Genomic DNA, 26819 nt, shown 5'->3' on the forward strand with positions numbered 1-26819 from the left:
CCTTGTATCCGAGTTAATGCTAACGTTGTTTTCATCCATTCTACAATGGAATGAAAGCGGTTACTAGATATTGTGTTTGGAAAATGGGCTTTAGAGCAACACCCTGTTTTCCAATATATTTTTCAGACTGATATGAGATTTTGAAGGTCCAAACTTTATAAGGTTGTCTTGGAATTCAGCTAACTCCTCAATCGACGCGGTTTGCACCTTTATGAGGTAATTATATTCTCCGCTAATCCGATATAAATCGGTAACTTCCATAGCATATTTGCAAAAATCCGTAATCTCTTGGCAATGTTCTGTTTTTAATAGAATAAACGTAGTTGTGCCCCGATCCAGATCTCGTAGATTAAAAGCTGTATGATACCCAGAAATGATATTCCTTTCCTCCAGCTTGATCATTCGTTCTTTAACAGAGGGTTGTGACATCGAAACCTCTTTACTGATTTGTGAAATGGACATTCGGGCATTGTACTGAAGTAATTGCATAATCTTTTTATCAATGTCATCCACAAGTTGTTCCATAGCAAGCGCCTCCTAAACCCATTTTATAAAATAAACTTATTTCGCTATAATACCTTAAATTTAATAACCATATTACTACAAAACACTTATCTTATATATATATCTCATATTTTAATACAACTATAATAAGTATATATTAAAGTTGGGAGCGATTATAAATGAGTGTAAAAGGCCTTGCACATGTAGCAATTCAAGCCAAAGACTATAAAGCAACTATTTCATTCTATATTGACGTTTTAGGATTCAAGCTAGGTCATCATTGGAGTCTGCCATCCTTTCAGATCAAAGAAGCCTCCATGCTGATTTCACCTGACCGCAGAACCTGCATTGAGATTTTTGATAATGATGCAGTCATCGCCGCTCAAGGAAAAAAAGCCTTGTCTGATGAAGATATAGCGCACGGAGCGTTATTACATCTTGCCTTCTATGTAGATAATGTAGAGGAGATGTATCAAAAAGCCCTTGCACATGGGGCCAAGGCTTTTATAGCACCGGATTCTCTGTCTCTGGGCGAACCGCCTCTTCTAATTAAAAACGCGATCATTCACAGTCCCAATGGAGAAGTTATCGAATTTCTTGAAGAGGTTGATTTTGATATGTCCAGCAAAGTTCATGTAGAATAAACGCTAGGGAGGGTTATGAATTATAAAACATACCATTCTCAGTAAAAAGTCGCTTTTCCTCTTAATTTTTTTGATATTTCTTATAGGAACCTACTTTTTATTCTTTGGACTTCCGTGGAAGTCTCTGGCTTTAAAAAAGCAATTTGAAGTCTATTTAGAAGATAAATATCAAATCGATTTCCAGCTGGGTAAGATGGACTTTGATTTTATACATCGCACTTATCTTTCTTATGCCCATCCAGCAAATGATCCCACTCTGATTTTTTATGTAGGTCAAGATATTGAAAGCAAGGAAATTCAGGATCTTTATCAATATGAAGTTAATAAACGAAATGCTGGGAGAAAGTAAGAGAATTGAATCCTGCTTCTAGCAGATGAAGAAGGAATGATAGTATTGATCGTGATTCAAGTCATCGCTTGGCTCATCGCCTTCGCAGCCTTGTTATCCATGGTGTCGATTGTGCTGGTGAGCTGGAGGAACGGGATATCGCCGATGCCTACGTCAAAATCTGTACGCTCGGCTGTTGCCGTTGAGGTGAATCGGATTCCGGGATATAGCAGCATTGTGGAGGCGGGATCGGGTTGGGGAACACTTGGCATGGATGTTATTCGCCAATGTCCAGGCAAAAGGCTGACAGGCATTGAAAATTCCAGTATTCCCTTGTGGACATCCCAGCTGCTTGCTAGGTTCGGCACACGTATGCTGCGAGCAGACGAAGGCCAGAATCTGCTCCACGGAAGGCTTCGTTATGTACGTGGGGATATCTATAGCAGCTCTTACGAGCATGCGGATATAGTTCTTTGTTACTTATTTCCCGGAGCGATGAAACGGCTGGGGGACAAGTTCAAGCGTGAGCTACTGCCGGGCGCAGTGGTCATTAGCATTTGTTTTGCCCTTCCATGCATGCAGCCTGTCCGTACCATAACATGCACGGACACACTGCGTACCAAGGTATATGTATACACTTTTTAATTCAGGATTACCCCACTACTTCTCTTCTGATAAGGTGGTAATTCCTGAATTTATTTCAGTTTATCCACTTGAAGTCCCCCCCCTTTCTATTAACCTCTCCATCTTTGCCAAAAACAATGAATTGCATGGATTTTATACTACTACCGAGGTAAGTGACTTGTGTAGGAGAATGAATTTTATCCTAAATATAACTTTTTGGATGTCTTCTCCATCTAATTATACAGAGGGCCCTCAAGGAGGAAAAATCATTTGCTGGAAAACGAACTGGATATCAAAAAAGCGCAGAAAGGCGACCACGAGGCGTTTACCCGTCTTTTCAGGCAACTGGAATCCCAGTTGTACAGATTAGCCAAAACCATTCTGCTAAAAGATGAAGATTGCGCGGATGCTCTTCAGGAAACAACACTGAAGGTGTATAAAGGGTTGGCCAACCTTAAACAGCCTAAGTTTTTTAAAACCTGGGTTATACGCATCCTGATTAATGAATGCAATCAGTTACTTCGTATGCGAGAACGAACTATAGCTGTGGCGGAAATTCCCGAGGAACCGGTCGTTTCCTATGTGCATTTTGAAGATTCAGGCAACGTAGACCTGCAAAGCTTCATTAATCAGTTGGACGAATCCCTGCGGCTTGCTATCGTGCTTTTTTATTATGACGATTTATCCATTAAGCAGATTGCAGATGTGCTCGACATCTCCGAGGGAGCGGTCAGGGCACGACTTCATCGCGCACGGAGATTGTTGTCCAAACAGATACATCCTGTGCGGGAGGAGGGTCTTGCTAATGAATAATAACAATTTAGAAAAGCAGATCAGGGAGCTAGGGAAAGCTAATATACAGGAGCTTCCTCCTTTACTACGATCACGGCAGGATTCGATTTATGCATCGCTGGGCACCATTGTCCAGGATCCTGTGGAAAAGGAAAAGAAAAAGCGGATATATCCAAAAATCACAGCTGCTGTGACTGCGGCGATATTGTTAAGTGTTATGCTAACGGCTATCTATCCGCCTACGTTGGCCAATGCGCTCAAGCAGCTTCCCTTGATAGGCGGTATTTTTGAACGGGCAGATGATATAGGGTTACAAGCGGCCCAGCGTCTGGGACTGACTTCCCGTCTAAACAGCAGTGATACCCATGAAGGGATCACCTTGTCTGCCGAAGAGGCTGTATTTGATGGCAGCCGGTTGGCATTCTCGGTGAAGCGTGAGGGAGAAGAACTGGAAGGTAAGCTAGCCGGAGTAACGATTGGAGCGGATGGTAAGCCTTTTTTAGCGAAAGGTGCAATAACCTCTGCAGAAGTATTGATCGACGGCGCTTCCCTGGAGCAATTTTCAGATGGTCTCTGGAAAGCTATGCCGTTTCTAAGCTGGATAGAAGGTGCGGAAAGCAACACAGCTATTTTTAGACTAGTGGATTCCTCGAATTCCGGAATCTCCAACAAACCTTTTCCTGATCGATTTGTATTGACCGTAACTCTTGGCTTAAACGGTATGGATGAACCGTTTGTTCTCCAAATTCCTGCGCGGAAGGCTACGATTAATAAAATTTCCACACCTGATATACGCGCACAAGTTGGAGGATGGAGTTTGATCCTGAAAAAGCTGGAATATAGTCCATTAACGACACGCCTGTCGCTCATGCTGGAACAGGATACAGACGAAGATCATGCAGCATTGAGTTTAGTGGGCTTTGAAGTAAAGGATCAACAAGGACAGGTGCTGAAAGATATTTCACAGAAAGTCCTCTCGACTTCCAATAGGTCACTTAATGTCGATTTGCTTACTGAGCCATTTGAGAAACACCCTAATATGCTCACAATCCGTGGCTATCTTTATGAGTTTGAGAACCCACAAAGTAAGAATGGAGCATTTAAAACAGACAGTTCTGGAAACCCAGTGAAGCATTATATTGACGGTCTAGAGATAAACGTGCTAGTTAAATAAAAATTAAGGAGCTTGATAATATCATGAAAAAAATGACTAAGAAGATGTCTGTAATTTTAAGTGCTGCTGTATGCCTAGGAGCGTTGGGAATGCCAGCTTTAACCCAAGCATCCAGTGCTCAACCCGCTGTTGAAGCTTCCCTGAATACAACAAAAGTGGCCGATTCACACGATCAGCTTACTTTAAAGGGCAGTGCGCAGTTTGATGGTAACTATATTAAGATCGACCTGAGCCGTGAGGGATCGCTATTTTCAGGAATGCTCGCAGGAGTAACTTTAAATGATAAAGGTGAGCCCTATCTTGCAGAAGGTACTATTGTGGGAATAGACGCTAAGCTCACTCAACCAGGAGGCATTGATTTAAAAACACCACGCTGGATCAGTGACGGTGATGCCAACAAGGCGGTTGTTGTATTGCAGACCGGATGGTTAACTGAGCAACAAAAGGCAAACCTGGCTTCCTCTGAATTGAGTATCCATGTGAAGCTTAACGGAATCGATGAACCGTATGTACTTAAATTTTCTCTCAAGCAAGCAGGATTAGTGCGTAACATTCAGCTGCCTGCTATAAAGAAAGACAACCAATTTGAAATCAAAACCACCCGTGTTGCTGCAGGAGAGACTTCTGTGCGTATCGCTTTAGCGGTTAAAGGGGTTGCCACCCAAGCACAGGCTTTAGGATATGACATTTATGATAATCTGGGAAATGAATTAGAATTTATTGCAAGGGATTCTGTTGCAGCAACTCAAAATACGGTTTCTGAAGATTTATTGTTCGAAGCACCTAGCTCAGCGGCAGAATATCTGATTATCAGACCGTATCAAGCCGTATTTGAAAAAGGCAACACCGGGGCTTATAAAGTAGATGCCAAAGGCAATGTAGTTAAAAATTACAACAAGCAATTGGAGATCAAAATCCCTCTAAAATAATCGTTAGCGCAGAAAATATAAACATATTTACTAGGAAAGGGGATTACCTCTCCGGCCGAAGGCTTGAGGTAATCCCCTTCTTTCAATGGATAGAATGTTCCGTTTTACTGGTCATTTATAGCTAAAAAGCGGATAGTAGCTGTTGTCCCTTTACCTACAGAACTACTATAATAAATTTCCCCGCCGTACTTTTCTACGATATTAAAGCAAATCATTAATCCTAAACCTGTTCCATTACTTTTTAATGAATAAAAAGGAGTCCCTAGCGACTTAACCTCAGCTTCCGACATCCCGCTTCCTTCATCGATGATTGTTATCTCAATAAAATTATTGTTCCTATTCGCCATAATAGAGACAGATTTACCAACATCCGAAGCCTCTAAAGCATTTTTTATTATATTAATAAGCAGCTGCTTAAATTCAATTTTATTAATAGAGATCTTGCAGTCTTCTTCTACATAGGTAACAATTTGATTATCAGATAACATTGCGTAGGAATGGAGCAATCCTGTGACACTCTCAATAACATCCTTCACATCTACTTTTTCTAGTTTTTGTTCTCCATTTGGCTTTGAAAGGGTTAGAAATTGCGAGATAATCTGTTCTACTGTGTTCAATTCATCAATCATTAATTTAAATTTTCTTTTCATAGGATCATCAAATGAAGGATCCTCATCAAAAAACTGTAAAAAACCTCTAACCACTGTCACTGGATTTCTAATTTCATGCGCAACGGCAGCTGTCAATTGTCCAACCATCTTTAAGCGCTCAGATTGCTGTAATTGTTCATAATAAAGCTGCTGTTTTTTCATCCGTTTAAATGATATTTGAAAAATGAAAAATAATAACACTTGAACCGCTATTATATTAATGAAATTCCCTAGAATATCATAATGTAAATATGTATATAGATCCCCTCTATCAATCAAGAGGATATAGCCAAATGTAATTACCATCAGTATTCCATTTATAATGAAGGAAAAATAGAACAATTTTAAATCAAAAAATAGAATAGAGAGTGCAGGAATAAGACAAATGAGGATATAGGTAGTCCAAGTTTGAGGATATAAAAAGAATAGCGTATAAAAATACGCAAATCCAAATAGAATGATAATCTTTCTAAAAGTATGTGTCTCATGCTTAGGGTAAATCCATAAACAAACCGTTAGAAACGTCACACATAAAAAATGAATGATATAACCAAAATCAATTCCATCTAACTCTAGAGTAGATAGTATTAATCCAGACATCATAAGAACGATGATCATTAACATTAATATGTAATAGGTTTTTCGATTCACCCGACTGTAGAACTCTCTCATGAATTCACCACTTTTAAATTGATTGTCGAAATAAGAATTATATCAGCTGAAATAGTAATAAACAATAACTGAAAAAAACTGTAAACTCGATGATATTATAGTTTGTAAAAAACTAAAAAACCGGGAGATACCATTTTAACTGTATCTTCCGGTTTTCTGTTTAACTTTGCATATTCTTTAAGCAAACGTCCATGTAGGAACGCTTGAAACCGGCAAGGGCTCCCTGCCCAGTCGCGGTTGAATATAACCACGGCTTCTGCGCCGGTTAAAGCTTTCCTCATAAACTAGAGAGGTGTTTCGGTCCTGATTATTTTATTATCTCTTTCCCTCTTTCTTCTATTTATCGAATACAAAACAAATAATAATATAAACCATAAAGGCGTCAACAATAAGGCCGGACGAGTTTCATCAGCAAATAGCATAATTATGAGTATGATTGCAAACAAAGCTAGAACAACATAATTCACAAAGGGTGTAAACGGTGCTTTGAATTTTGATTTGGCCTGCAATTCCGGCTTCGTCTTTTTATATCGCAAATGGCAAATTAGAACGACGCCCCAAACCCAGATGAAACAAATGGCACTAATTGTTGTCACGATGCCAAAAGCCGTCTCCGGAATCAGCTTACTCAACAAAGCGCCTACAGATAAGACAAGCGTGGATATGAATAAAGCATTACTTGGTACATGATTTTTATTAAGCTTTGCAAAGTTGGCTGGAGCCTGGTCATTTCTGCTTAGATTGTATAGAATCCGGCTTGTTGAGAACATCCCGCTATTACAAGCGGACGCAGCTGAAGTTAATACAACGAAGTTAATAACCCCCGCGGCAATCGGAATCCCCACTAAACTAAATGTTTTAACAAAAGGACTTTCTGCCGGGTTTAGTTCTGTCCAAGCGTTGATGCATAATAAGGCAATAATAGCACCCACGTAGAAAAATAGAATTCGTAAAGGTATTTTATTAATCGCCGATGGGATAGTTTTTTCTGGATTGGAGGTCTCTGCTGCCGATACGCCCACCAATTCCACACCCACAAAAGCAAACACAACCATTTGAAATGAAAGTAGGAACCCTGAAATGCCGTTTGGAAATACTCCCCCATGTGCCCAAATATTACTGAGCGCAACCGTTCCAGTAGTTGTTTTGAATCCAATCACCAGTAAGAATACCCCGATAGCAATCAATGCGAGAATAGTGATTACCTTAATTAAAGCAAACCAAAATTCCAATTCCCCAAAGCTTTTTACCGTTAATAAATTGAGTCCTAATAAAATAATTAAACAAATGACTGCAGGTATCCATTGCGGGATATCAAACCAATATTGTACATAGACCCCAACAGCTATAATATCGGCCATAGCCGTCATGATCCAACAAAACCAATAGGTCCATCCAGTTACAAACGCCGCCCGCGGTCCAAGATAGTCTTCGGCAATGTCTGTAAAAGATTGATAACCTGCTTTAGACAACAGAAGTTCTCCTAATGCCCTCATCACAAAAAAAATAGCGATACCCACGATTAAATAAGCAAAAATGATCGATGGTCCTGCCAGTTGTATAGCTTTGCCTGATCCTAAAAATAATCCGGTACCGATGGTTCCACCAATCGCAATGAGCTGAACATGCCGATTCTCTAAATCTCTCTTTAATTCTTGTGCTGCCATTTCAAACTCCCCCTTATGTGAAAAAATGTACAAGTAAAAATGATAACAAAAAAGAGATTGGATACGCTCCAATCTCTTAGGTCTAAGAATAATAAATAAAATACATTCCTTTATTCTGACGATGATCAGAATAACAAATGAATTATCTAGTACTCTTCTGTCCTTTTGCCTGAGATTGTGAACCCTTCGGCGCCGGGGGACTCCCCCACGGTCTCTCCAGAAGCTGCTCCTGCTATAGTGTGATCCATAGCAATCATAGCTTGCGATTTATTTAATTGTTATGCCGCTAACTTCATTTTTAATATTTTTCAATACTAATCATTGTCAAATATTTTGTCAATAACATTAATTACCGCTTTATTATTGTTCCATTAACTTTTATTGCACTCAATTAAGGGCTTGTTAGCCAAGCTGCCAATTCTTCTGTCTGCAGGCACAACCTTCAATAGGCGCTCCTTAGCACTCCATGATTGACTAACACCTTACATGTTTTCGTTTGAAGCCGAGCTGCGATTTATCAACTGCCTTTTGAATATTAATTGAAGCATTCAAAATCTTGCTTTTTGCACTACCGGTATGGATTTCCACCGGGCCAACTTCCTTTGCAATCTCAACCGCTTTATCATGAAGCGGCAGATAGGATACGCCCACAGTGTAGATGAAATTGTTCATTGCATATTTCGTTCGCTCAGGAGCTTCATGAATCGTGTTTTTTGCAAGCTCCAACATAGCGGCCAATTTTTCTGCGGAAAATTCACTGTCCGGGCGATTTCCGAGCAGCCAGCAGTAACAGTTCCAGCCCGCCGACATTTTCAGCTCTATCTCACTTGCAATCCATTTATCAGAAACCTCTTGCGCAATATCCGTCTCCGCCAACGTTACTGCCACCACAAAGTCCGATAGCATATAGAAATAAGCGCTAGCAATCCACCGCTCAAAATCCGACTCTGACATTGCTTTAGGCTCCGCGATCACCCCGGCAAAATACATAGCGTCGTAATTTCCCGTAGCATAAAGCTGCTCGGCCAAGGGTTGATTATGTTTTATTTTTCTGAAGATAGGCTTCATCTGGCCTGTGGCCACACCAAAAAGCGGTTCGTGCGCGCCATTGGATAGATATATTTTCTTGGTGCGTTCCTTGCCGAGAGCTTCAAGCTCTTGCATGACCGTTTCTAAATCCATTGTTCGCACTTCCTTTTTAGATTATTGGCTAGGGACTCAAACTTTACTTGAATATATCATAAAAGCTCTTATAAATACCTTCTTTTATACATCAAGGTAATTTGCCCCGCTATGTATTCAGCGCTATATTGGTTGCCATCCTTAATCCACCACATAATAATCCCCAGTAGTGAGGCTGCAATAATATCAACGGAGACTACCTCCTTAGTAAGGTCAATGTTCCTCGCGTTTCTTCGTTTTTCGACAGTACTTTTTAACAGGTTGGTCAAGTGTTTTTTGAAGCCTTTATGCTCAATCAATACAGCAAAAACTTTCCGGTATTCAAAAAAATAATTTAAAAAGGTGACCAGCTGCTCCTGTTCGTTGTTGCTCTTCATTTGTAATAGCGGTTCAACCTTCATGGACAGGTCATCGAAGATTTCATGTACGATCTGGCGCAATAAATCGTTAATATCCTCATAATGCAAATAAAACGTTGCACGATTTAGTTCCGCGCGGTTGGCGATTTTTTGGACGGTCAATTGCGAAATCTCCACATTGTCGGCCAATAATGAAAAAACGGCGTTCTTAAGCATCTTTTTTGAGCGAATAGCTCGTGGGTCAACTCTTTTATGTTCAGTCATTTCATCCCTCTATTATCGTTTAAATGGCCTTTCATCAACTAATTTGCCTATTCTGTCGATTAGTCGACATTTTCAATAAAATTGCAAATAGGAATACTATTTAAATCCTGATATGATTTATTTTATTGACACTATGTCGAAAAAGCAATGAAGAGAGGACTGCAACATGCAAGAAGACATTAAGAAAATAAATAAAGGGATCTTACTAACCATCTTAATCTTTGGTTGTTTCTTATCCACACTCAATCAGACGCTTTTAAATGTCGCCTTAAGTAGTCTGATGGATGTATTTGATGTCACGGCAACAACCGTACAATGGATTTCAACAGGATTTATGCTGATCAACGGGATTTTGATTCCGATTACGGCCTATTTAATGAAACGTTTTACAACACGGCAATTATTTATAAGTGCCATGTCATTTTTATTAATCGGTTCTATAATTTGTGCAGCAGCGCCGAGCTTTAGTCTACTCTTAATCGGACGAATGATCCAAGCTGCCGGTGCTGGCATTATAATGCCGCTCATGATGAGTGTTGTGCTGGCGATCTTCCCCGTTGAAAAACGTGGCAGCGCTATGGGACTGCTTGGACTGGCGATGATATTCGCTCCTGCTATTGGGCCAACGCTGGCGGGATTTGTTGTCGAATACCACTCTTGGCGCTGGTTATTTATCGGGCTTATTCCACTTGTCCTCATTGTTATAGCGTTGGCACTCAAGTATTTAGTGAATGTATCTGAGACGTCTAAGTCGAAGCTTGATGTCATAAGTGTTCTTTTATCAACCGTCGGATTTGGCTTAATTTTATACGGCTTCAGTAGTGCAGGCAGTAAAGGCTGGGATGATGTAATCGTGATCCTGACCTTAGGGATTGGGGTCGTGGTAACAGCCGTATTCTGTCTTCGACAAATCAAATCGGATGATCCGCTGCTAAACCTGTCGGTCTTCAAAAATAAGGTTTTTACGATGACATCTCTTATTAACGTATTAATCACGATGATGATGTACGCAGATATGATTTTATTGCCTATTTATCTGCAGAATGGCCGCGGGTTTACAGCATTTGATGCAGGACTACTATTGTTGCCGGGCGCACTCGTAAATGCGTTCATGTCACCCGTCACCGGTAAACTATACGACCGTTTCGGTGCGAAGCCGCTGTTCATCATTGGTCTATTGTTTATTATTCCATCTATGTGGGCGGTAACAGATTTATCTGAATCAACTACGTATACGTATCTAATGATTCGTACCATTGGCCTGCGAATTGGATTAAGCTTCATTACTATGCCACTCAATACAGCCGGACTAAATGCGTTGCCCAAACAACTTGGCACTCATGGTACAGCTGTGAACAATACCGTTCGCCAAATTGCCGGGGCCATTGGTACTGCTGTCGTAATTACAATTTATACAGTGCAGGCAACAAGTCATGCAACTACAGTGATGCTGAACAATCCCTCCACTACTCCTGACATTCTTAAATCCCTTACATCAATTCTTGGGGCAAGTGACGCCTACTACTTCATGATGATTTTATCCATTGCCGCATTTGTTATAACCTTATTTATGCCCACGAAAAACAAGCTCATGATTGAAAAGAAAGCAAACCTAGTTAGCAAGGAAGAACCTCAGTTGTAACTAGTAATTGCAGAGTAAATGAAGAAAAGCCATTCCTTAGCGGAGTGGCTTTTGTTATGAATGGCTTGCTTTGGATCATTGGAGCACGTATTCCTACGAGCATCAATATTTCCTTATCCATATCAGTATCCCCCTCTCCATATCAAATGTGTAGACTGTATTATAAAAACGAAAAAATATGTAAACTTTACACATAAGTTAATATACGGTATTTTAATAGTGTTATTAAAAGGAATATTAATCCATAATAAGGAGCTGATTCCATTCATGAAATTATCTTTAAAAAAGAGATTGATGCTTGTTGGAACCTTTGTTTCAGTCTTTCTTTTTTCTTTTGTTTCCCAAGCATATGCGACTAATTTAATTGGCTACCCTACAGCTACACAAGCTAAGAATAATTGGTGCTGGGCTGCGACTAGCGTTACCATACTTCAATATTACGGAATCTCTGTAAGCCAATGTTCTTTTTATGATCATGTGAAGGGAACCTCCGGCTGTACAACAGACGAGAGTGAATCTTATGGAACTGTTCAAGAAGGCATTCATGATTATGGTGTCTCCAGTTGGAATCATACAGGAGCACTATCTTACAGCGATGTAAAAAACCAGATTGAAAATGTTGGCAGTCCTATATATGTAAGCTGGAAATGGAATAGTGCTACCGGTGGCGGGCACGCAGTAGTTATCTATGGGTACGACACATATAGTGGAAATGATTGGATTCAACACATGAACCCGAGTGGGGGCACAAAAACCTCCATGTTATACACCAACGTTAAAGGTGGCTCCAGCTACGATAGAACCTGGAGATGGGGACTTCATGGCTTCAACAAATATATTTAAGGAGGGCTTCCCATTAAGAAAACGCTGCTGTTAACTGTAACTTCATTCGTTTTATTTCTGACTTTTTTCTCACCTGTATGGGCTCAGACCGTAACTGAAGATGTTGTTTCTTTTGCAAATACAGAAGGATTAACATTGATTAAAGAAGGGCTATCTAAAGATCCTGAAGGGTATGGTTACAACAATGAAGCAGAGATTAGTGAAATTACCGTAGGTCAAGGAATGCAGATTCATTTTATTGATGGCGCTAAGCTTAGGGCGGCTTCCGATAGTCTGATTGAAACGGTCACACCCCAAGACAACTGGGAGTTTCTTATTTTATCGGGCGGAATACCCAAATCTAAAATGATCATTCAAAAGGATTCAAACGGGTCCTATCAAGTTACTGAGTTTGGAGGAAATCCTAATACTTTGGCCTATGCTATTCATTCACTAGAAGCTGAGGGTGAAGTGAGTGAGCCTACACTTATCCGTGAGCGGGACGAATATATAGCTGCCTTCAAGAAAGACAATCAGGAACTAATCATCGCCCCACAACAAGCCTCATCAGCAGAAACAAAAGGACTAAGCAATATTTCGGAGCCTCAAGCACCCGGGCATTTAATTGATGTGTTACAAACGATGCAGAACGATTCTTCCGATGACGAGCAGGATGGGTCGGGAACCATTGCTTCCGCATATTATGCGGACGATAATAATCATCTAACAAGGTCTATCACCATTAGCGCCATTATTGCTCTAGTAGCGGTATTTGTGTTCTGGGCCTATCTCAGAAGACGTAAACAACCTAAATAAATGTAAAAATAAGTAGGCCGCCCTCCTTCATTGGATTGCGGCCTACTTTGATAGATAGTACCTCTAAAAAGCCTCCCTCTCCCCATATGATTAGGACATAAAGGCTGCCAAAGACCTCGTTAGCATAACACCATTTGTAATGGTATCTTGCGGCTAAACATCTCGTCCAGTACCCATGCCCCTTTTATACATTTTTTCTGCTTCAATAGGACTTTCTTTTGCCGTGATATGATACGGAATTACCCGATAAACTTGAACCGGACCGCCAAATACAGCCGATCTATACTTTTCCACATGCTGCTTGGACAAGGGGCGATTATAATAACCCGGTACGTATTTATTGATCAATTCCTGAAGTACGTGTGTGGCTTCATCCAAATCTGAAATTGGTTCTGCTTGTCCAAAAATCATTACGCTCATATAAGCTGTATCCGTTTTGGCTGGTACCGGATCTGTAATAGTTCCATATTCCTCACATACCGTAAAACATACCTCCGGATTATCACGCATGACCTGATTACGTCTTCCATCTCCAGCCCCATGAATATACAGTTTCCCTTCAGTCCATACATAATTAAGTGGCACAACATAAGGGAGGTTCCCATCAACCAACCCCAGATAACCTAATCTCGTTTGGTGAAGGAACCTTTCAATCTTCTCTTGATCTAGGCATTCCCTGGTCTTGTAACGAACCGAATTCATATCGAATCTCTCCTTTTATTTAAATTGCGGATACCTGCGTTGTTACGGTAGTATATCAATGAATGGATTGCATTAAAATATCCATAATTCGCTGTTTAGAGCAATCCATAATCAGCTTTTTATGATTGGAGTTTCTATTTGGAGGTATGTACGATGATGAAAGTAATTCGTAATGATAAGAGACCGATCTGGCAGCAATTGCTTGATCAAGCGATCCATAATATTACTAGCGGAGTCTGGGCACCAGGAGAACTACTGATTCCTACCCGCGAACTTGCGCACATCGTAGGTGTCTCCCGCTCAACTATACAGATCGTCTATGAGGAATTGTTAAGTCGGGGTTATACAGTTACCTCCCGCCGGGGAGGGACGCGAGTTAGTACATGGAAGCAAGTCGCTATATCAACGAAGGAAATAGAAACAGAGGGCCCCACACCTCCTTCACTCTCCTTGCTAGACTCAGCTGTTGATCAATTACATGACTGGTTCAGAGGTAAAGAGCCGCTAGAAGTGGATATTGATTTCAGTCCCCATGAACCCTATTTGGACGAACAATTCCAAAAAAACTGGCGGCAATCGCTGCTCCAGGCATCCGCTGAAATGGATTTATCAAGCTGGGCTTACGGTAACTGCTACGGGTACACACCATTACGTGAGCAAATACAGCGTTATTTATCACTTGAACGGGGCATACATGTCCAAACCAATCAGATTCTGTTGACCTCAGGAGCTCAGCATAGTATTGACTTAATCGCACAGTCACTTTTAGCTGATGGGGACACTGTCTCAGTAGAAGATCCAGGTTTCCCAGCTGCTTGGATGGCAATGAAATACCGCCGTATGAATGTGGTACCCGTTCCTGTTGATGAGTATGGTCTAGTGGTTGAGCATATTCACCCGCAATCCAAACTGGTCTTTGCCACCCCTTCCCACCAGTGCGCAGTAGGGGTCGTTATGTCGGAGCCCCGCCGGCAACAATTGCTGCATAAGGCCGTTCAAGAACGATTTTGGATCATTGAAGACGATTATGATAGTGAATTTCGATATCGTGGGGAGCCGCTGCCAACGCTGTTTAGTCAGGCATCTAATAATACTTTGTATCTCATGAGTTTCTCTAAAATGATTGCACCAGGCATTCGTATTTCGGCTATTGTTGGATCAGTCGAGGCAATTGCTCAGCTAGCGAAGGTGCAGGAGCTGACTTACCGTCATCTTCCGATTATGGATCAGCTAACACTAACCCACTTCATTAAAAATGGTCATTTTATGCGCCATATGCGAAGAGTCAGAAACGTGTACCGGCGAAGACACGAGGTCATGGCAAAAGCTATTATGGCTAGCGGTTTAGGGGAGCGCTTCACGCTCAGTGGAGTAGAAACTGGATTACATATGTTATTAGAAGCTGAGGAAACATTCGACGAAGAAGCTGTGACAAAGTTAGCCCTACAACATGGAATACGTGTGTACCCTCTTGGACCCTATTGTTTGGATAGCAAAAGAAAAGGATGGGTATTAGGGTTTGCAAAAGTAGATGAGGCAGCGATTGAGCAGGGCATTTATCGTCTTGCGGAGCTGATCCTATAAAATCATCTCCGCAGCACTCACAAAATTTGTTGAACAGTCCATAGACTATTTTAGATTTATGAAACCATTGCTTCCGCGTATTATCCGGACGATAATAATCACCTAACAAGGTCTATCACCATTAGCGCCATTATTGCTCTAGCAGCGGTATTTGTGATCTGGGCCTATCTCAGAAGACGTAAGTAACCTAAGTAAATGTAAAAAGAAATAGGCCGCTCTTTTCATGGAGTGCGGCTTATTTTTCTCTCATCTACGGCTCCCGAGAAATATTCAAACACTGCACTCTAATACTATTAAAAACTTACCAAGAAACTACTAAAAGGCATGTTGATTACTACTTCCGGAGAGTATTTTTTATATGAAGGAATCAATCCTGGATTGGCTCAAACAGGCAATGTAGTATTTGAAATCCCAGAAGATATGACTGGCTTTCTTTTGAATGTCCAAACTGGGTTCTGGGGAACCGAACAAGGACAGATTGAATTGAAATAATACTATATGGATCGTAAACCACCCAACTGGATATTTAAAAATCAATGAAAAAGGCACTACCTTGAGGCAGTACCTTTTTCATTGTTAAGTGAAGAGATCTCCAATTTAGGGGGGGTAATACTCCACATCGACCCAATCAGGTCGTACATTACATAGCTTTTTCAGCCAGATCACTAACTAAATTTCTCATCCACTTACGGGAGTAAATCCGGGCGTAGCCGAAGCCAAAGCGGACAACCTCCTCCAGCGAGATGACGAGATACACAAGGTAGACAGGTTGCTTCCAAATGTATGACAGCAACAGCCCGGATGGGACACCTATCAGCCACGTTGCGGTAGACTCCATGCCGAATACGAACTTGCTGTCTCCTCCGCTGTTTAGAATACCGCCGGCTATAATCATATTGGATACTTTGACCCAAAGAAATCCAGCAAACACGATAACGATATACATGCTCATTTGCTTAGCATCCTCGGAGATATTGAACGCAGAGACATACAGCTTCGAGCCTGCCGCAATGATAACCCCGACAATCAGAGAGATAATGATGCCTAGGCGAATGAACCTTTTCGCATGATCGAGTGCGATATCAGATTCATTCGCACCCAAACGGTTGCCAACCATTACCCCTGCTGCACTAGCCAGACCCGATAATAAACCGATGCAAAGACCCTGAAGTGGGAAGGTAATGGTCATTGCAGTCATTTCCATCGTCCCCATACGGCTATAAATGACCGCATATGCCGTTTCACCCAATACCCAAATCAATTCAGTCAGTAGCAGCGGATAGGTCGTTCCAAAAAACTTGCGAATGAGCGGTTTAGGAACGATGAATAAGTTCTTTAACCCGACAGCTCCCGGTAAACGATACCGGTACACGGCACCAATGATCAACAAGCATTCGAAGACCCTAGAGATAAGAGTAGCAATGGCAGCGCCCTTCAGACCAAGCGCAGGAGCACCGAAATGACCGTAAATAAGTACGTAATTCAGTATAATATTCAAGCCAACTGCAATTAGACTTACATACATCGGCCATTTGGCATGGCCAGTACTGCGTAAAATCGCGGAATACATCATCGTGAGCATGACAGGTACAAAACCGATCGACATTATCTGGAGAAAGATATAACCCTCATCTATTACATTCACGTCTGTAGTGAATAGGCTCAAAAAGAGCGGCGAGTCGATAAAGACAGCCGCAGAGAACAGGAACGAGAACGCAAAGCCGGTGATCAGTCCGAGACCCAGTACTTGAGAGACGCTTTTGGAATCTTTATTTCCCCAAAACTGGGCTGCATATATGGATACACCCGTCGATAAACCGGCCAAGACAACCGCGATGATCCCGTATATTTTAGTCGACATCCCCACCGAGGCAATTGCCACATCTCCCAGCTGCCCAACCATCAATTGATCCGTCAAATTAAGCAACGCCATCAGCAAGCTTTGAAGCGTAACGGGCACAGCGATTTTATAAACACTTTTGTAGAAATCTTCTTTCTCTGACATGTATCGTTCACAACCCCCATATTCTCGATTTTTCCAGAACTTATAGCCATTCGCAGTCTATGACTTAGTGTGAGGTTAGATCACCTTTTTGTAGCGCATGAGCGTGTAGTTATCTTTTGGTTGAATTTCTACAACCTTGAACTTTTTCGCAAAGTTCAATTGCTGATACCCGTCTCCATCCACTAAAGTAATGTTTGTGGAGCCGCCTATGATGATTGGAAGCTGCATTAGAATAATCTCATCGACGATATCCTGATTGAAAATATGCCAGTTTAAGAATCCGCCGCCTTCGACCATCAGACTGGTAATCCCATAGTTCTCCTCCAACTGACGTTCAAGCTCCACAAAATCTACTTTATCCTCGCCGCAGATAAGGCACTCCTTCCCTCTTTGCCGGATCTGTTTGATTTTTTCTTCATCCCGTCCTTTCTCGGTCGTGACAATAATCGTCTTCCCTTGGTCCGAGAGTACATTGCAATCTAGCGGAATATCCAAGGTAGTTGTCGGAATGATACGAATTGGATTTTTATTTTCCTCATACCGATTAGTAAGGAAGGGATTGTCCGTCAAAATTGTATTTTTGCCGACCATAATTCCCTGCACCTTCCCCCGGAATAGATGAATAAATTCCATATCCTCACTGGAAAATAAAGAAAAAAGCTCTTTACTCGAATTACCAGCGCCCATAGTGAGCTTTCCATCAATAGAAATTTGGCTGAATATCGTTGTTTTCATTTGGCTCTCCCCATCTCTAATTAGCTTTTAAATGCGCCCCAAGAGGCTTGAATAGTCTGTTCTATTTTGTTCAATGCTTGTTCAGGATTGCTCAGGGGCAGCTCAATAAGACCCGCATTTAACGCCTCCCATACATGGATCATGAAGGGATAAGTCGGCATCGGCCGTGAATGATCCAAAAGCGATAAAATCATCTTTTTGTTAGGCGCAGCAGAGGCAGCTAGACGGTTTAGCACCTCTTCCTGAGCCGGAATCCGCTGTACACCCAGCGTCCACATCGTTTGGCATTCGTCACTCAGCATAAAACACGTGAATGATATAATATCTTCCCGCTCCTCGGACGTTAATGAATGATTAGGGTAGATCAGGCCGATAGAAGAAGACATAGATAACGATTGCCGCCCTTCGATGCTCGGAAGCTGGCAAACCGCAAGCCTATTGTTCATATGCTTATCTAGATGGTTATAAATCCACTCGCCACAAATAATGGCGCCGATCTTACCGTCAATGAACTGCTCAAGCAGTCCTGTGGAGCCGTCGAGACTAACGAGCACGCCTTGATCCATCTTGTCGCTAATAAACTGAAGCGCCTGCTTCATTTCAGAGGTGACGATATTCGGCTTTCCATTCTGTACAGGCCAGCCGCCGAAAGCTGTAAGGAACGGAATAAACCAATAGCCTTGCTGTAAGTCAGCTCCAATCGGTACGATACCTTGGGCGGATAACCTTTCTGCTGCCTCTTCGAACACGTCCCATGTCGTCGGCGCACTAGGGTAAATCGACGGGTTGTAATACACAACCAGATGATTGCCCCGCAATACCGGGATACCATACTGAACACCATTCATTTGCATCGTTGAAAGGGCACCCTCAGTCAGCGTATCGCCAAATAGCCCGCCCGGCACTTCAGAGTAAAGACCGTTCTCAACATAGGAGGACATGTCGGCAGGAACCATCGCCAGATGCGGACCTTGCTGGGTGTCCTTAATTTGGTTCAGGCGCGCAGTCAGCTCCGTAATATTCATGACTTGTGGCGTAATTTGTACCCCAAAGCGCTCTGTATACAGCTTACAAATTCCCTCCAGCACCTCAATCGAGGTATCTCCCGGACCATCAAATTCATGCCATACCACGACTTCCTTATTGTTCTTTTCCATTGCAGCCTCTCTCCCTTACCTAAATTGTCTATGATTGTTTACGAGCACTAAAGCCTGATTAGGCGCAAGCAGCAAGCAGTCTAACGCCTGACCTACGCTGCTACCCGTTAAGGAACTATCCAGTGTTACCGTCATTGGGCATCGGCCAGGCACGGCTACCTTCAAATCAACTTGGCAGAAAGCATCAGCACTCAAGTTAAAGCAGCACAGCAGCGTTTCATCCCCTTGCATATACCCGTAAAGAACAATACCTTCCGGGGATTGAGCCACGAAAAAGTTTTCCGGCTTCACTAGGTAGCGCCAATCTCTCTTGAGTTCACTTAGCTCCGCCAACAATGGCAGCATCGGTGTAGGATTGGTCCAATTAATTTGCATGACGTTAAAAAAAGCTCGGGAAATCTCCTCTCCGTTCGTGTTATCTCCAAGACCACAGTTGAGGGGCTGCTCCTCGTTCATTTCATAACCCGTCGTCACGTATGGAATCGCGTTTGGAAGAAATTGATTAAATACCGCAATCATCCGAGCAACCTCAACACCGCCACGGCTGGTGATCCGAGGAGTATCTGCTGTTTCTGCACAAGCAAATACATGAATATTCAACTCAGGCAGCTCTTCTAAGAATGAAACGAGATTGTCTTTAGTAATTTGTGTCATGACGTTCCACCCACTGCCAAGCATAATGTTATAGCCGGTGTTTGCCGCCTTCTTGTGGTTGCGATTGAACAAATCTTCGCTGATTAAGATCGCATTTGGATTCATCTCTTTAATCGTGTCAAAAATACGAGTCAACAACGGAATAGGAAGCACGTGTCCGATGTCGATGCGGAAGCCGTCAATCCCATATTTTTCGAGATTAACCCGTACTGCCTCCTCCAGAACATCCCACAGCTCCAGATTCGGCTCCTCTCCCGGGTAGTCATTACATTTAATCGTATCAAAAAGGACATATGGCGCCTGATCCGGACTTATAAGATGTCTCACTTGCGGAGAGAAATCCTTGTAGAGGCGTAAGAACGTAATGTCTGTCCAAATCGGCTGCACATCATTTATCCAATCCGAATGCGCTGGAGCAGTCGTTATCCCCATCTCTTGCTCCACCAAAGTTAATAGCTCATCTCCAGTTTTAGCAGCTTTCTCCTTTAAGTGCTGCCAAAGAATTGGATGGAGTTCATTGGGCGGTGGCGTGAACTTCCGCAGAAATACTGCTGTCTCCTGGCTGCGGTAGACCGTCTCCAATTTGTCCGGCGTACACTCCTCAAAAAATCCAAGCTGGGGAATTGCGGGCGGCGCAAAGCCTTCTAATTCGTCCATTTTGATCCAATATACCCATTCAGGATGCTCGGTAATGAACACACTGTTTTTCGCCGTCACACGGGGAATGAAATCAACAACAGTCTTAATATCAAGTAAATGACAAGCCTCTACCAAAGCGCTGAGCTCATCGTGGATCGTAAACTCCTCCATATCATCCAATAGGCTATCGTGCAGGTTCTCGTCCAAATGGAATAACGATTGCACTGCGTAAGGGGACCCAATATCCCCCTTCAGATTCAACTTGCTGTACTGGTTAACTGGAAGCATGTACAGAATATTGATGCCCATTTTCTTTAGCAGAGGCAGAAGAATAAAGAATCTTAAAAAAGTACCCGATTCAATTTTTCCGTCATGGTTGTAATCCCAAGCCGTAGAATAGCGAAGAAGCGAAGAATAGATCGCGCTATCGTCCAGATTTATGCGTTCCTTAAGCAGATATCTCCACGAAAGCCTGTCCACATAATTCAAATGATCAGTCAAAAAATCATACGGGTGTACACAAATTTCACCCTCTTTTTCTAAGAGAACACGTTCATATTGGCACTCATTCCACACTGCGGGTATCCAAATTGGCTCTACCTCTTTGGCCTTTTGTGTAGACAAGTAATCTTGAATTAATCTGAATTTGCTATCATTGCTCATCAACAGTGCCACCTCTCATTGATTGTAGTCTTACGTTTAGGGAACAAAAACCGTCTTTACGGTTTCACTCCCAACCACCTTCAAAGAGTTCAATTCATAGCCGATTAACTCATCTATCGCTGCTTCATGCTGACTGAGCTTAACTTTTCTAGTTACTAGTTTCTCCATTTCAGGAGTTTCAGCGGCAAACCGCAAAGCTTCCTCGAACATGTAGCGGTATTCACCTGCTGCTATAATTTTTATTGCATGCTGCACGAATTTGGTAGGGGAAAAGGTGTAGCGATACTTCGCATTAATACCAAAAGGAACGATGCGGCCTCCACGTTCAATCCACTTTTCCGCCATTTCGAGTTGAGTGCCCACCGTATCGATAATCACATCAAACTTATGTCCCGCACAGATTTTGTCTACGGTAGCTTGATTTAATTGGGCAGGGGTTAGAGCAAAATCTGAGATCTCTTTGGCAAAAGCTAACCGATAGGGATTAACTTCAGTCGCTACCGTGAGCGCAGATTTCGACTTGCTCACAATTTGGCTTAACAATCCCATTGGACCCGATCCAAGAATAAGTACCTTGTCGTCTGCTGTGACATTGGCTTCTTTGAAATTGTGCAGTACACAGGCAAGCGGCTCAATCAAAACCCCCGTCTCCCAGCTCATATGATCGGGAAGACGGTGTGCAAACGTTTGTGCAGTTGAGTAAAAAAAAGTGAATGTCCCATTTCGATTCAAACCCGCAATAGGCATCCCATTTCCATCGATGCCCGTACAGAGGTGCGGCTGTTTCTTCAAGCAAAAATAGCATTCATCACAGCTTTGATTCGGATCGATAACTACGCGGTCGCCTACCTTAACACGGTCAACGTTGCTGCCGATTTGGATTACAGTCCCTACTGCCTCATGACCACGAATGACGCCTGGAACCCCCTCCTCTTTCCCAGTTATGACTGCTAAATCTGTTCCACATACACCTGTCATCTCAATCCGGATCTTGACTTCATCCGGTGCTGCAATCTGCGGCTCTTCCCATTCGCAGAGCTCCAGCTTATGATTAGATGTCCACACCAACGCTTCCATACTCATTCCCCTTTCACTTTTTTGTTATCCATATTCGCCCAGAATATATCATAACTACCATGTAAAAGTAAGGTGAATGTTGTCGAAAAATGTTAATAATTACATTTTTATATAAACACTCACGAGTAAGCGCTTTAATTTTCTTTCGCTTATTATGCGGAGTGCACTGTCTCAAACGGCAAGTTTAAGGGCCATCCCTTGTGGGATGACCCTTGAATACTATCGTGATCAATCGAGCACCGCACGGGAATAAATCCCGAATCAACGTCTCCTATTTTGCAGCTTCCGCTTCCAGCCGTGCAATGACCTCTGAGCCAGCTTGATCTGTGAAGCTAAGCACCCCGTTTTCCTGAACGATCAGTCCTTCCCGTATTCGGCCATCCAGCCAATCGCTGATCCAGCCGGGAGCATACCCGCCTTGGCCGAACTCGCCGCCAAAAGCAATCATTTCTTCATATACATCCAGATATTGTTGACGACTCGTATTTGGATAAGAGCTTGTGTATAGCCAGAACTGCACATCATACATCAGAGTAGAAAGCTCATCCGCATGAAAGGAGAAGTGTCCCTTCTCTTCAACGATTCGGGTACATACTTTACGGATCTTATGCTCAAGCTGATCTACTTCAGACACATGGCTGCACAGCTTCGCAAGTAATGGTGAGAATTGGCCTACGGCTACTTTGCGCAAATCCTCCTCTTTATCTTCTTCAGAGGTGTCGTATTCTTCATCACTCACCAGGCCGCGTATAAACGTCTCGAAGTCTGGGGCCAGAAACGTAATCTCATAATTATCTTCCTGATCCACATGAATCACCTCGGGTTCACCGTCCTTCCCGCAATTCCGGTAATCCAGCATCACGACATCATGACCTGCCGAAGGGCAATCACAAATTACCACGCCAATGTCAGGGTATCCCCACTCCTCAATCATAAACGGACTGCCGAGATCGCCGCAGAGTGAATAGCTTTTCTCACGTCCGATGCCCATAATGCCCGTAATCGCAATATGATCCTCAGCCCATGAGGTCGCATCCTCCGTAGGAAAACAAGTATTATAAGGCACTCCCCCATTGTGCTGCTTCATCAGACTGATATAAGAGGCAGGAAGCTTGTAACCCAGTTCTTCTTCTACAGAAGCAATCAGCTCATCCGTAGGCGGGGCCGAAACATATTCTTTTAGCGCATAATCGCTATCTTTCCAAAATTCGGAGAGGTCCATCCCTTCAAAAGGAGTTGCAGTCGTCCCCGAATCATTATGTTGCTCTCTGATTGCCTGTCTGGCTGCGGCGTGTTGTTCTTTGCGTAGCTTGCGCTGGCTGAATTTCAGAAACATGGCCGTATTCTCATCATCCGGATCGAGGTCATGGGCAATACCCAGCACTCTCACCGCTTCCTCATATCGATTCAAATAATAGTAGGAATATCCCACACGAAAATGCCACAGATAATCATTCTGTCCTTGTTCCGCAATCTTCGCGAAGTGTTCAAGGGCTTCTTCATAACGTTCCAAATTGTTATACGCTCTTGCCAGACTGCTGACCATCTCGTAATCTCTGTCCGCTGGAGGAATCTCCATCAGAGTGTCTACAATCTTCTGGTGTTCATCATCTTCATGCCACTGTGTCAGCTGTGCGATTAGTTCTTTGTCCATGGTCTACCTCCCAAGCTTATAATCAAGTTACTAGAATATAGAGAAATATGGTTTTCCCTATTCTACCAGATGGGATGTAGGTATTGAAAATCGATAATAGAGCCTCACAAAGATTCTTAATTATGGGTACAGCCATATCCCTGAAACCGTCATCACCGCTGGCAGTACAGCCTCGTCAACCGCTACATTGTCATACCAGCCGCCCACTGCAAGGTTCAGCACCAGATAAAATGACTCGTTAAAGGGCATAACCCCTGGCTCCAAGCAGCGCTCGGCAAAGCAATGTCCGTCTACCAGCCATCGAATCGAACTGGCGGTCCATTCCAGTGCATAATCATGGAATTCATTAATGGTTCCGCTTTCAAAATGGTGCGAGAACTCCTCGACGATTTGATGTTCCCAATCCTTTCCGTAGTGCAGTGTTCCGGATATTTGCTGAGGCAAGCGGCCTTTGGCTTCCATGATATCAATCTCGCCGGAAGCTGGCCAAGGTCCGTAAGCCTGTTCCTGCGGAAGCAACCAGATGGCAGGCCAAACCCCTTGCCCCACCGGCAGCTTTGCACGCACAACTAACTTCCCATAGCAAAAGGAAAAATGGTCCTTTGTATCCAAACGAGCCGAGGTATATGCAAAATTACGCCCATCCTTTCCAATGGATTCACTGCGTGCGCACAGATTTAAGCCAAATTCATCGATATACAGATTGCTGGAATGATCCGTGTAATACTGCTGCTCTCCGTTGCCCCAACCTGGGTCTATGGGATTACCCTCATTATCTAACAAGTCATTGCCAAGGCGGATATTCCATAGCTTCAAATCGGCATTTCTATCTAAGAAATTCTGTTCCCATATAGGTTTATTCATCCTTTGCACACTCCCTTCATTTAATCACAGCATACTTAATTTTTGCGGCTGGTCAAACAAATCTAAAAAAATGGGATAGGGTCGATAATCATGGGCTTTTTTTCCTATACGCTTTTTCATACGATGAAATAGAAAGGGGGCACGGAAAATGTTCCAATACAGAACGGAACAAATGAAAGCGCTTTTTAAGCAGTGGCAATTGCAAAGCATGGTTATCCCGGGAATCATCTGGATGTTTATCTTTTGTTATATCCCTATGTTTTGGCTCATTATTGCATTTATGGACTACAGCATCGCCAAACCCTTACTAGAATCACCGTTTGTCGGGCTGAAGCATTTTCAGGATTTTTTGACGGATGAGCGTTTTTGGCGTTCGATTCGCAATACTCTGGGGATGAGCAGCATCAAGCTGGTCCTGGGTTTTCCCATTCCTATCTTGTTTGCCTTGCTGCTGAATGAAATACGGAGTCTTCGATTTAAGCGAACGGTACAAACCATTTCGTACCTGCCGCACTTTATTGCCTGGACGATTTTTGGCGGCATTGCGCTCAATTGGCTGGGCGAGGGCGGTGTGATCAATCAGTTGATGATGGCGATCGGGCTCCAGGAACGCGAAATCCTGTTTAACAGCGACCCTAAGTACTTTTGGTGGATCACCTTTTTTACCGATACGTTAAAAGAAACCGGCTGGAGCGCCATTATCTACATAGCGGCAATATCCGGCATTGATCCGGGGCTGTACGAAGCGGCTGAGCTGGATGGCGCAAACCGGCGGCAACGGATGTGGCATATCACCATTCAGAGCATACGCCCCACCATCGCTATTTTGTTCATCCTCGCTGTCAGCGGGATACTCGGCAGTAACTTTGAGCAGATCTTTATGTTGAAGAACAATATGAACATGAGGATGGCGGAAAGCCTAGACTTGTATATCTACAACATGGGGTTGGTCTCCGGGCGCCATTCCTTCTCAACAGCCGTCCTGTTCGCCCGCTCTATTGTGGCGCTAGGTTTGTTGTTTTTGGCCAATCACACATCCAAAAAACTAACCGGCGACAGCATTTTTTAGAAAGGAGAGGACAGAGGTATGGAAAGACGCAAAAGATTTCGGCAAATTGGAGTATTTGAGGTCTGCAACACCCTGCTGATGCTGGCGGTTTGCTTTTTAACACTGTACCCGATGTGGTTTGTATTCATTAACTCGCTTAACGCGCCGCAGCAGGCATCCCTGGGCACCGTCAACTGGTTTCCCAAAGAATTATCGCTGGCCAGCTATAGTGTTGTGTTCAATGATAAGACAATGATGAACGGTTTTTACATTACCACTCTGCGCACAGTGATCGGGACAGCAACGCATGTGTTGTTTACCGCCATTATTGCTTACGGAATGAGCAAGTCTAATCTGATCGGACGCAAGCTGTATCTTAAAATCGCATTGGTTACGATGCTGTTCTCAGGCGGGCTGATCCCTACATTTATTCTGATGACGAAGCTGGGCTTATATGATAATTTTTGGATATTCATCATTCCCTCTATGTACACTTTTTTTAATATGGTCATTTTCATGAGCTTCTTCCGCACCATACCTGACAGCCTGGAGGAATCTGCGAAGGTAGACGGTGCTTCAGACTATGGTGTCCTGTTCAGAATCGTATTGCCCAATAGCATGGCTGTCATTGCGACTATATCGCTTTTTTCAGCCGTTTATCATTGGAATGATTATTACCAGGGGGTCATCTACATCCGTTCGCAGGAATTACTGCCACTGCAGACCATGCTGTACAAAATCATTGCGGAGAACTCTATGTCCTTCATGCAGCAGCAAGCTATGGCGCAATTCGGCGCAAGACTTCCCGGCAACTCTATTAAATTTGCATCCATGATGGTGGCCACACTGCCTATTCTGATAGTCTATCCTTTCATTCAACGCTATCTGGTCAAAGGCGTGATGATTGGCGCCATTAAGGGATAAGAGTGTGAGTGTCTAGAAACTGGTATACAAAATTCAGAAGCAGC

General features: G+C 43.0%; 24 protein-coding genes and 1 riboswitch. Of the genes, 11 read left to right on the top strand and 13 right to left on the bottom strand.

The features are described 5' to 3' along the window. Positions 1–90: 90 nt before the first annotated feature. On the bottom strand, positions 91–525 hold the full coding sequence (locus NST58_RS32005; protein ID WP_076191556.1) for an Lrp/AsnC family transcriptional regulator: 435 nt from the start codon (positions 523–525) through the stop codon (positions 91–93). 158 nt (positions 526–683) lie between these two features. Between NST58_RS32005 and NST58_RS32010 the strand changes: the two genes are divergently transcribed. The 5 genes from NST58_RS32010 to NST58_RS32030 all read left to right on the top strand — a co-directional run bounded on the left by NST58_RS32010 (position 684) and on the right by NST58_RS32030 (position 4995). Next, positions 684–1148, top strand: a complete 465-nt coding sequence (locus tag NST58_RS32010) for a VOC family protein (protein WP_036682343.1) — start codon at positions 684–686, stop codon at positions 1146–1148. Positions 1149–1533: 385 nt separating this feature from the next. Further along, on the top strand, positions 1534–2121 hold the full coding sequence (locus tag NST58_RS32015; protein ID WP_339245506.1) for a class I SAM-dependent methyltransferase: 588 nt from the start codon (positions 1534–1536) through the stop codon (positions 2119–2121). Positions 2122–2370: 249 nt separating this feature from the next. Further along, a complete protein-coding gene (locus NST58_RS32020) occupies positions 2371–2913 on the top strand; it encodes a sigma-70 family RNA polymerase sigma factor (protein ID WP_232061486.1) in 543 nt (180 codons plus the stop codon). After that, positions 2906–4066, top strand: a complete 1161-nt coding sequence (locus NST58_RS32025) for a DUF4179 domain-containing protein (RefSeq protein WP_339245509.1) — start codon at positions 2906–2908, stop codon at positions 4064–4066. Before NST58_RS32020 ends, NST58_RS32025 begins: the two co-directional genes overlap by 8 nt. A 23-nt stretch (positions 4067–4089) precedes the next feature. Next, positions 4090–4995, top strand: a complete 906-nt coding sequence (locus tag NST58_RS32030) for a DUF5643 domain-containing protein (protein WP_076124237.1) — start codon at positions 4090–4092, stop codon at positions 4993–4995. Between the two features lie 104 nt (positions 4996–5099). Here the strand turns inward: NST58_RS32030 and NST58_RS32035 are convergent, their stop codons facing one another. The 4 genes from NST58_RS32035 to NST58_RS32050 form a co-directional block, all read right to left on the bottom strand. Beyond that, positions 5100–6317 (bottom strand): HAMP domain-containing sensor histidine kinase, encoded by a 1218-nt coding sequence (locus NST58_RS32035; RefSeq protein WP_339245511.1) that lies wholly within the window; start codon positions 6315–6317, stop codon positions 5100–5102. A gap of 284 nt (positions 6318–6601) precedes the next feature. Beyond that, complete coding sequence (locus tag NST58_RS32040; protein ID WP_339245514.1) at positions 6602–7984, bottom strand: amino acid permease; 1383 nt, start codon at positions 7982–7984, stop codon at positions 6602–6604. Between the two features lie 147 nt (positions 7985–8131). After that, positions 8132–8214: riboswitch (glycine riboswitch) on the bottom strand. Positions 8215–8458: 244 nt separating this feature from the next. Beyond that, positions 8459–9166 carry a DNA alkylation repair protein gene (locus tag NST58_RS32045; RefSeq protein WP_339245517.1) on the bottom strand — a complete coding sequence of 236 codons (708 nt, stop codon included), beginning with the start codon at positions 9164–9166 and terminating at the stop codon, positions 8459–8461. Between the two features lie 68 nt (positions 9167–9234). Further along, complete coding sequence (locus NST58_RS32050; protein WP_076124245.1) at positions 9235–9789, bottom strand: TetR-like C-terminal domain-containing protein; 555 nt, start codon at positions 9787–9789, stop codon at positions 9235–9237. Positions 9790–9955: 166 nt separating this feature from the next. On the opposite strand from NST58_RS32050, the gene NST58_RS32055 reads away from it, so the two are divergent. The 3 genes from NST58_RS32055 (at position 9956) to NST58_RS32065 (ending at position 13069) form a co-directional block, all read left to right on the top strand. Next, positions 9956–11431, top strand: coding sequence for a DHA2 family efflux MFS transporter permease subunit (locus tag NST58_RS32055; RefSeq protein WP_076124247.1), 1476 nt, complete (start codon positions 9956–9958; stop codon positions 11429–11431). Between the two features lie 267 nt (positions 11432–11698). Beyond that, on the top strand, positions 11699–12274 hold the full coding sequence (locus NST58_RS32060) for a C39 family peptidase (protein ID WP_339245519.1): 576 nt from the start codon (positions 11699–11701) through the stop codon (positions 12272–12274). Between the two features lie 135 nt (positions 12275–12409). After that, positions 12410–13069: a hypothetical protein gene (locus NST58_RS32065; RefSeq protein ID WP_076124251.1), complete on the top strand. Its 660-nt coding sequence runs from the start codon at positions 12410–12412 to the stop codon at positions 13067–13069. A gap of 153 nt (positions 13070–13222) precedes the next feature. Here NST58_RS32065 and NST58_RS32070 read toward each other — a convergent pair whose 3' ends face one another. Then, complete coding sequence (locus NST58_RS32070) at positions 13223–13771, bottom strand: pyridoxamine 5'-phosphate oxidase family protein (RefSeq protein ID WP_036682364.1); 549 nt, start codon at positions 13769–13771, stop codon at positions 13223–13225. A 153-nt stretch (positions 13772–13924) separates the two neighbouring features. On the opposite strand from NST58_RS32070, the gene NST58_RS32075 reads away from it, so the two are divergent. Next, a complete protein-coding gene (locus NST58_RS32075) occupies positions 13925–15355 on the top strand; it encodes a PLP-dependent aminotransferase family protein (RefSeq protein WP_076301534.1) in 1431 nt (476 codons plus the stop codon). A gap of 640 nt (positions 15356–15995) precedes the next feature. On the opposite strand, the gene NST58_RS32080 is transcribed toward NST58_RS32075, so the two are convergent. The 7 genes from NST58_RS32080 to NST58_RS32110 form a co-directional block, all read right to left on the bottom strand. Further along, the gene (locus NST58_RS32080; protein ID WP_076132870.1) at positions 15996–17360 is read right to left on the bottom strand and encodes an MATE family efflux transporter; all 1365 of its coding nucleotides are present in this window, start codon (positions 17358–17360) and stop codon (positions 15996–15998) included. 75 nt (positions 17361–17435) lie between these two features. After that, positions 17436–18095 carry a dihydrofolate reductase family protein gene (locus tag NST58_RS32085; RefSeq protein ID WP_036682374.1) on the bottom strand — a complete coding sequence of 220 codons (660 nt, stop codon included), beginning with the start codon at positions 18093–18095 and terminating at the stop codon, positions 17436–17438. Positions 18096–18115: 20 nt separating this feature from the next. Beyond that, positions 18116–19252, bottom strand: coding sequence for an extracellular solute-binding protein (locus NST58_RS32090; RefSeq protein ID WP_339245523.1), 1137 nt, complete (start codon positions 19250–19252; stop codon positions 18116–18118). A 15-nt stretch (positions 19253–19267) separates the two neighbouring features. Beyond that, complete coding sequence (locus tag NST58_RS32095) at positions 19268–21208, bottom strand: alpha-amylase (protein ID WP_339245526.1); 1941 nt, start codon at positions 21206–21208, stop codon at positions 19268–19270. Positions 21209–21244: 36 nt separating this feature from the next. After that, complete coding sequence (locus tag NST58_RS32100; protein WP_076179262.1) at positions 21245–22285, bottom strand: alcohol dehydrogenase catalytic domain-containing protein; 1041 nt, start codon at positions 22283–22285, stop codon at positions 21245–21247. 271 nt (positions 22286–22556) lie between these two features. Continuing rightward, positions 22557–23939, bottom strand: a complete 1383-nt coding sequence (locus tag NST58_RS32105; RefSeq protein ID WP_339245530.1) for an SMI1/KNR4 family protein — start codon at positions 23937–23939, stop codon at positions 22557–22559. 120 nt (positions 23940–24059) lie between these two features. Further along, positions 24060–24803 carry a glycoside hydrolase family 16 protein gene (locus NST58_RS32110; RefSeq protein ID WP_076191524.1) on the bottom strand — a complete coding sequence of 248 codons (744 nt, stop codon included), beginning with the start codon at positions 24801–24803 and terminating at the stop codon, positions 24060–24062. Positions 24804–24951: 148 nt separating this feature from the next. Between NST58_RS32110 and NST58_RS32115 the strand changes: the two genes are divergently transcribed. Both NST58_RS32115 and NST58_RS32120 read left to right on the top strand, forming a co-directional pair. Further along, positions 24952–25872 carry an ABC transporter permease subunit gene (locus NST58_RS32115; protein ID WP_076124267.1) on the top strand — a complete coding sequence of 307 codons (921 nt, stop codon included), beginning with the start codon at positions 24952–24954 and terminating at the stop codon, positions 25870–25872. Between the two features lie 18 nt (positions 25873–25890). Then, positions 25891–26775 (top strand): carbohydrate ABC transporter permease, encoded by an 885-nt coding sequence (locus tag NST58_RS32120; RefSeq protein WP_038573901.1) that lies wholly within the window; start codon positions 25891–25893, stop codon positions 26773–26775. The last annotated feature ends 44 nt before the right edge of the window (positions 26776–26819 follow it).

This window comes from Paenibacillus sp. FSL R10-2796, from assembly GCF_037965315.1.
GTDB lineage: Bacteria > Bacillota > Bacilli > Paenibacillales > Paenibacillaceae > Paenibacillus_AQ > Paenibacillus_AQ odorifer.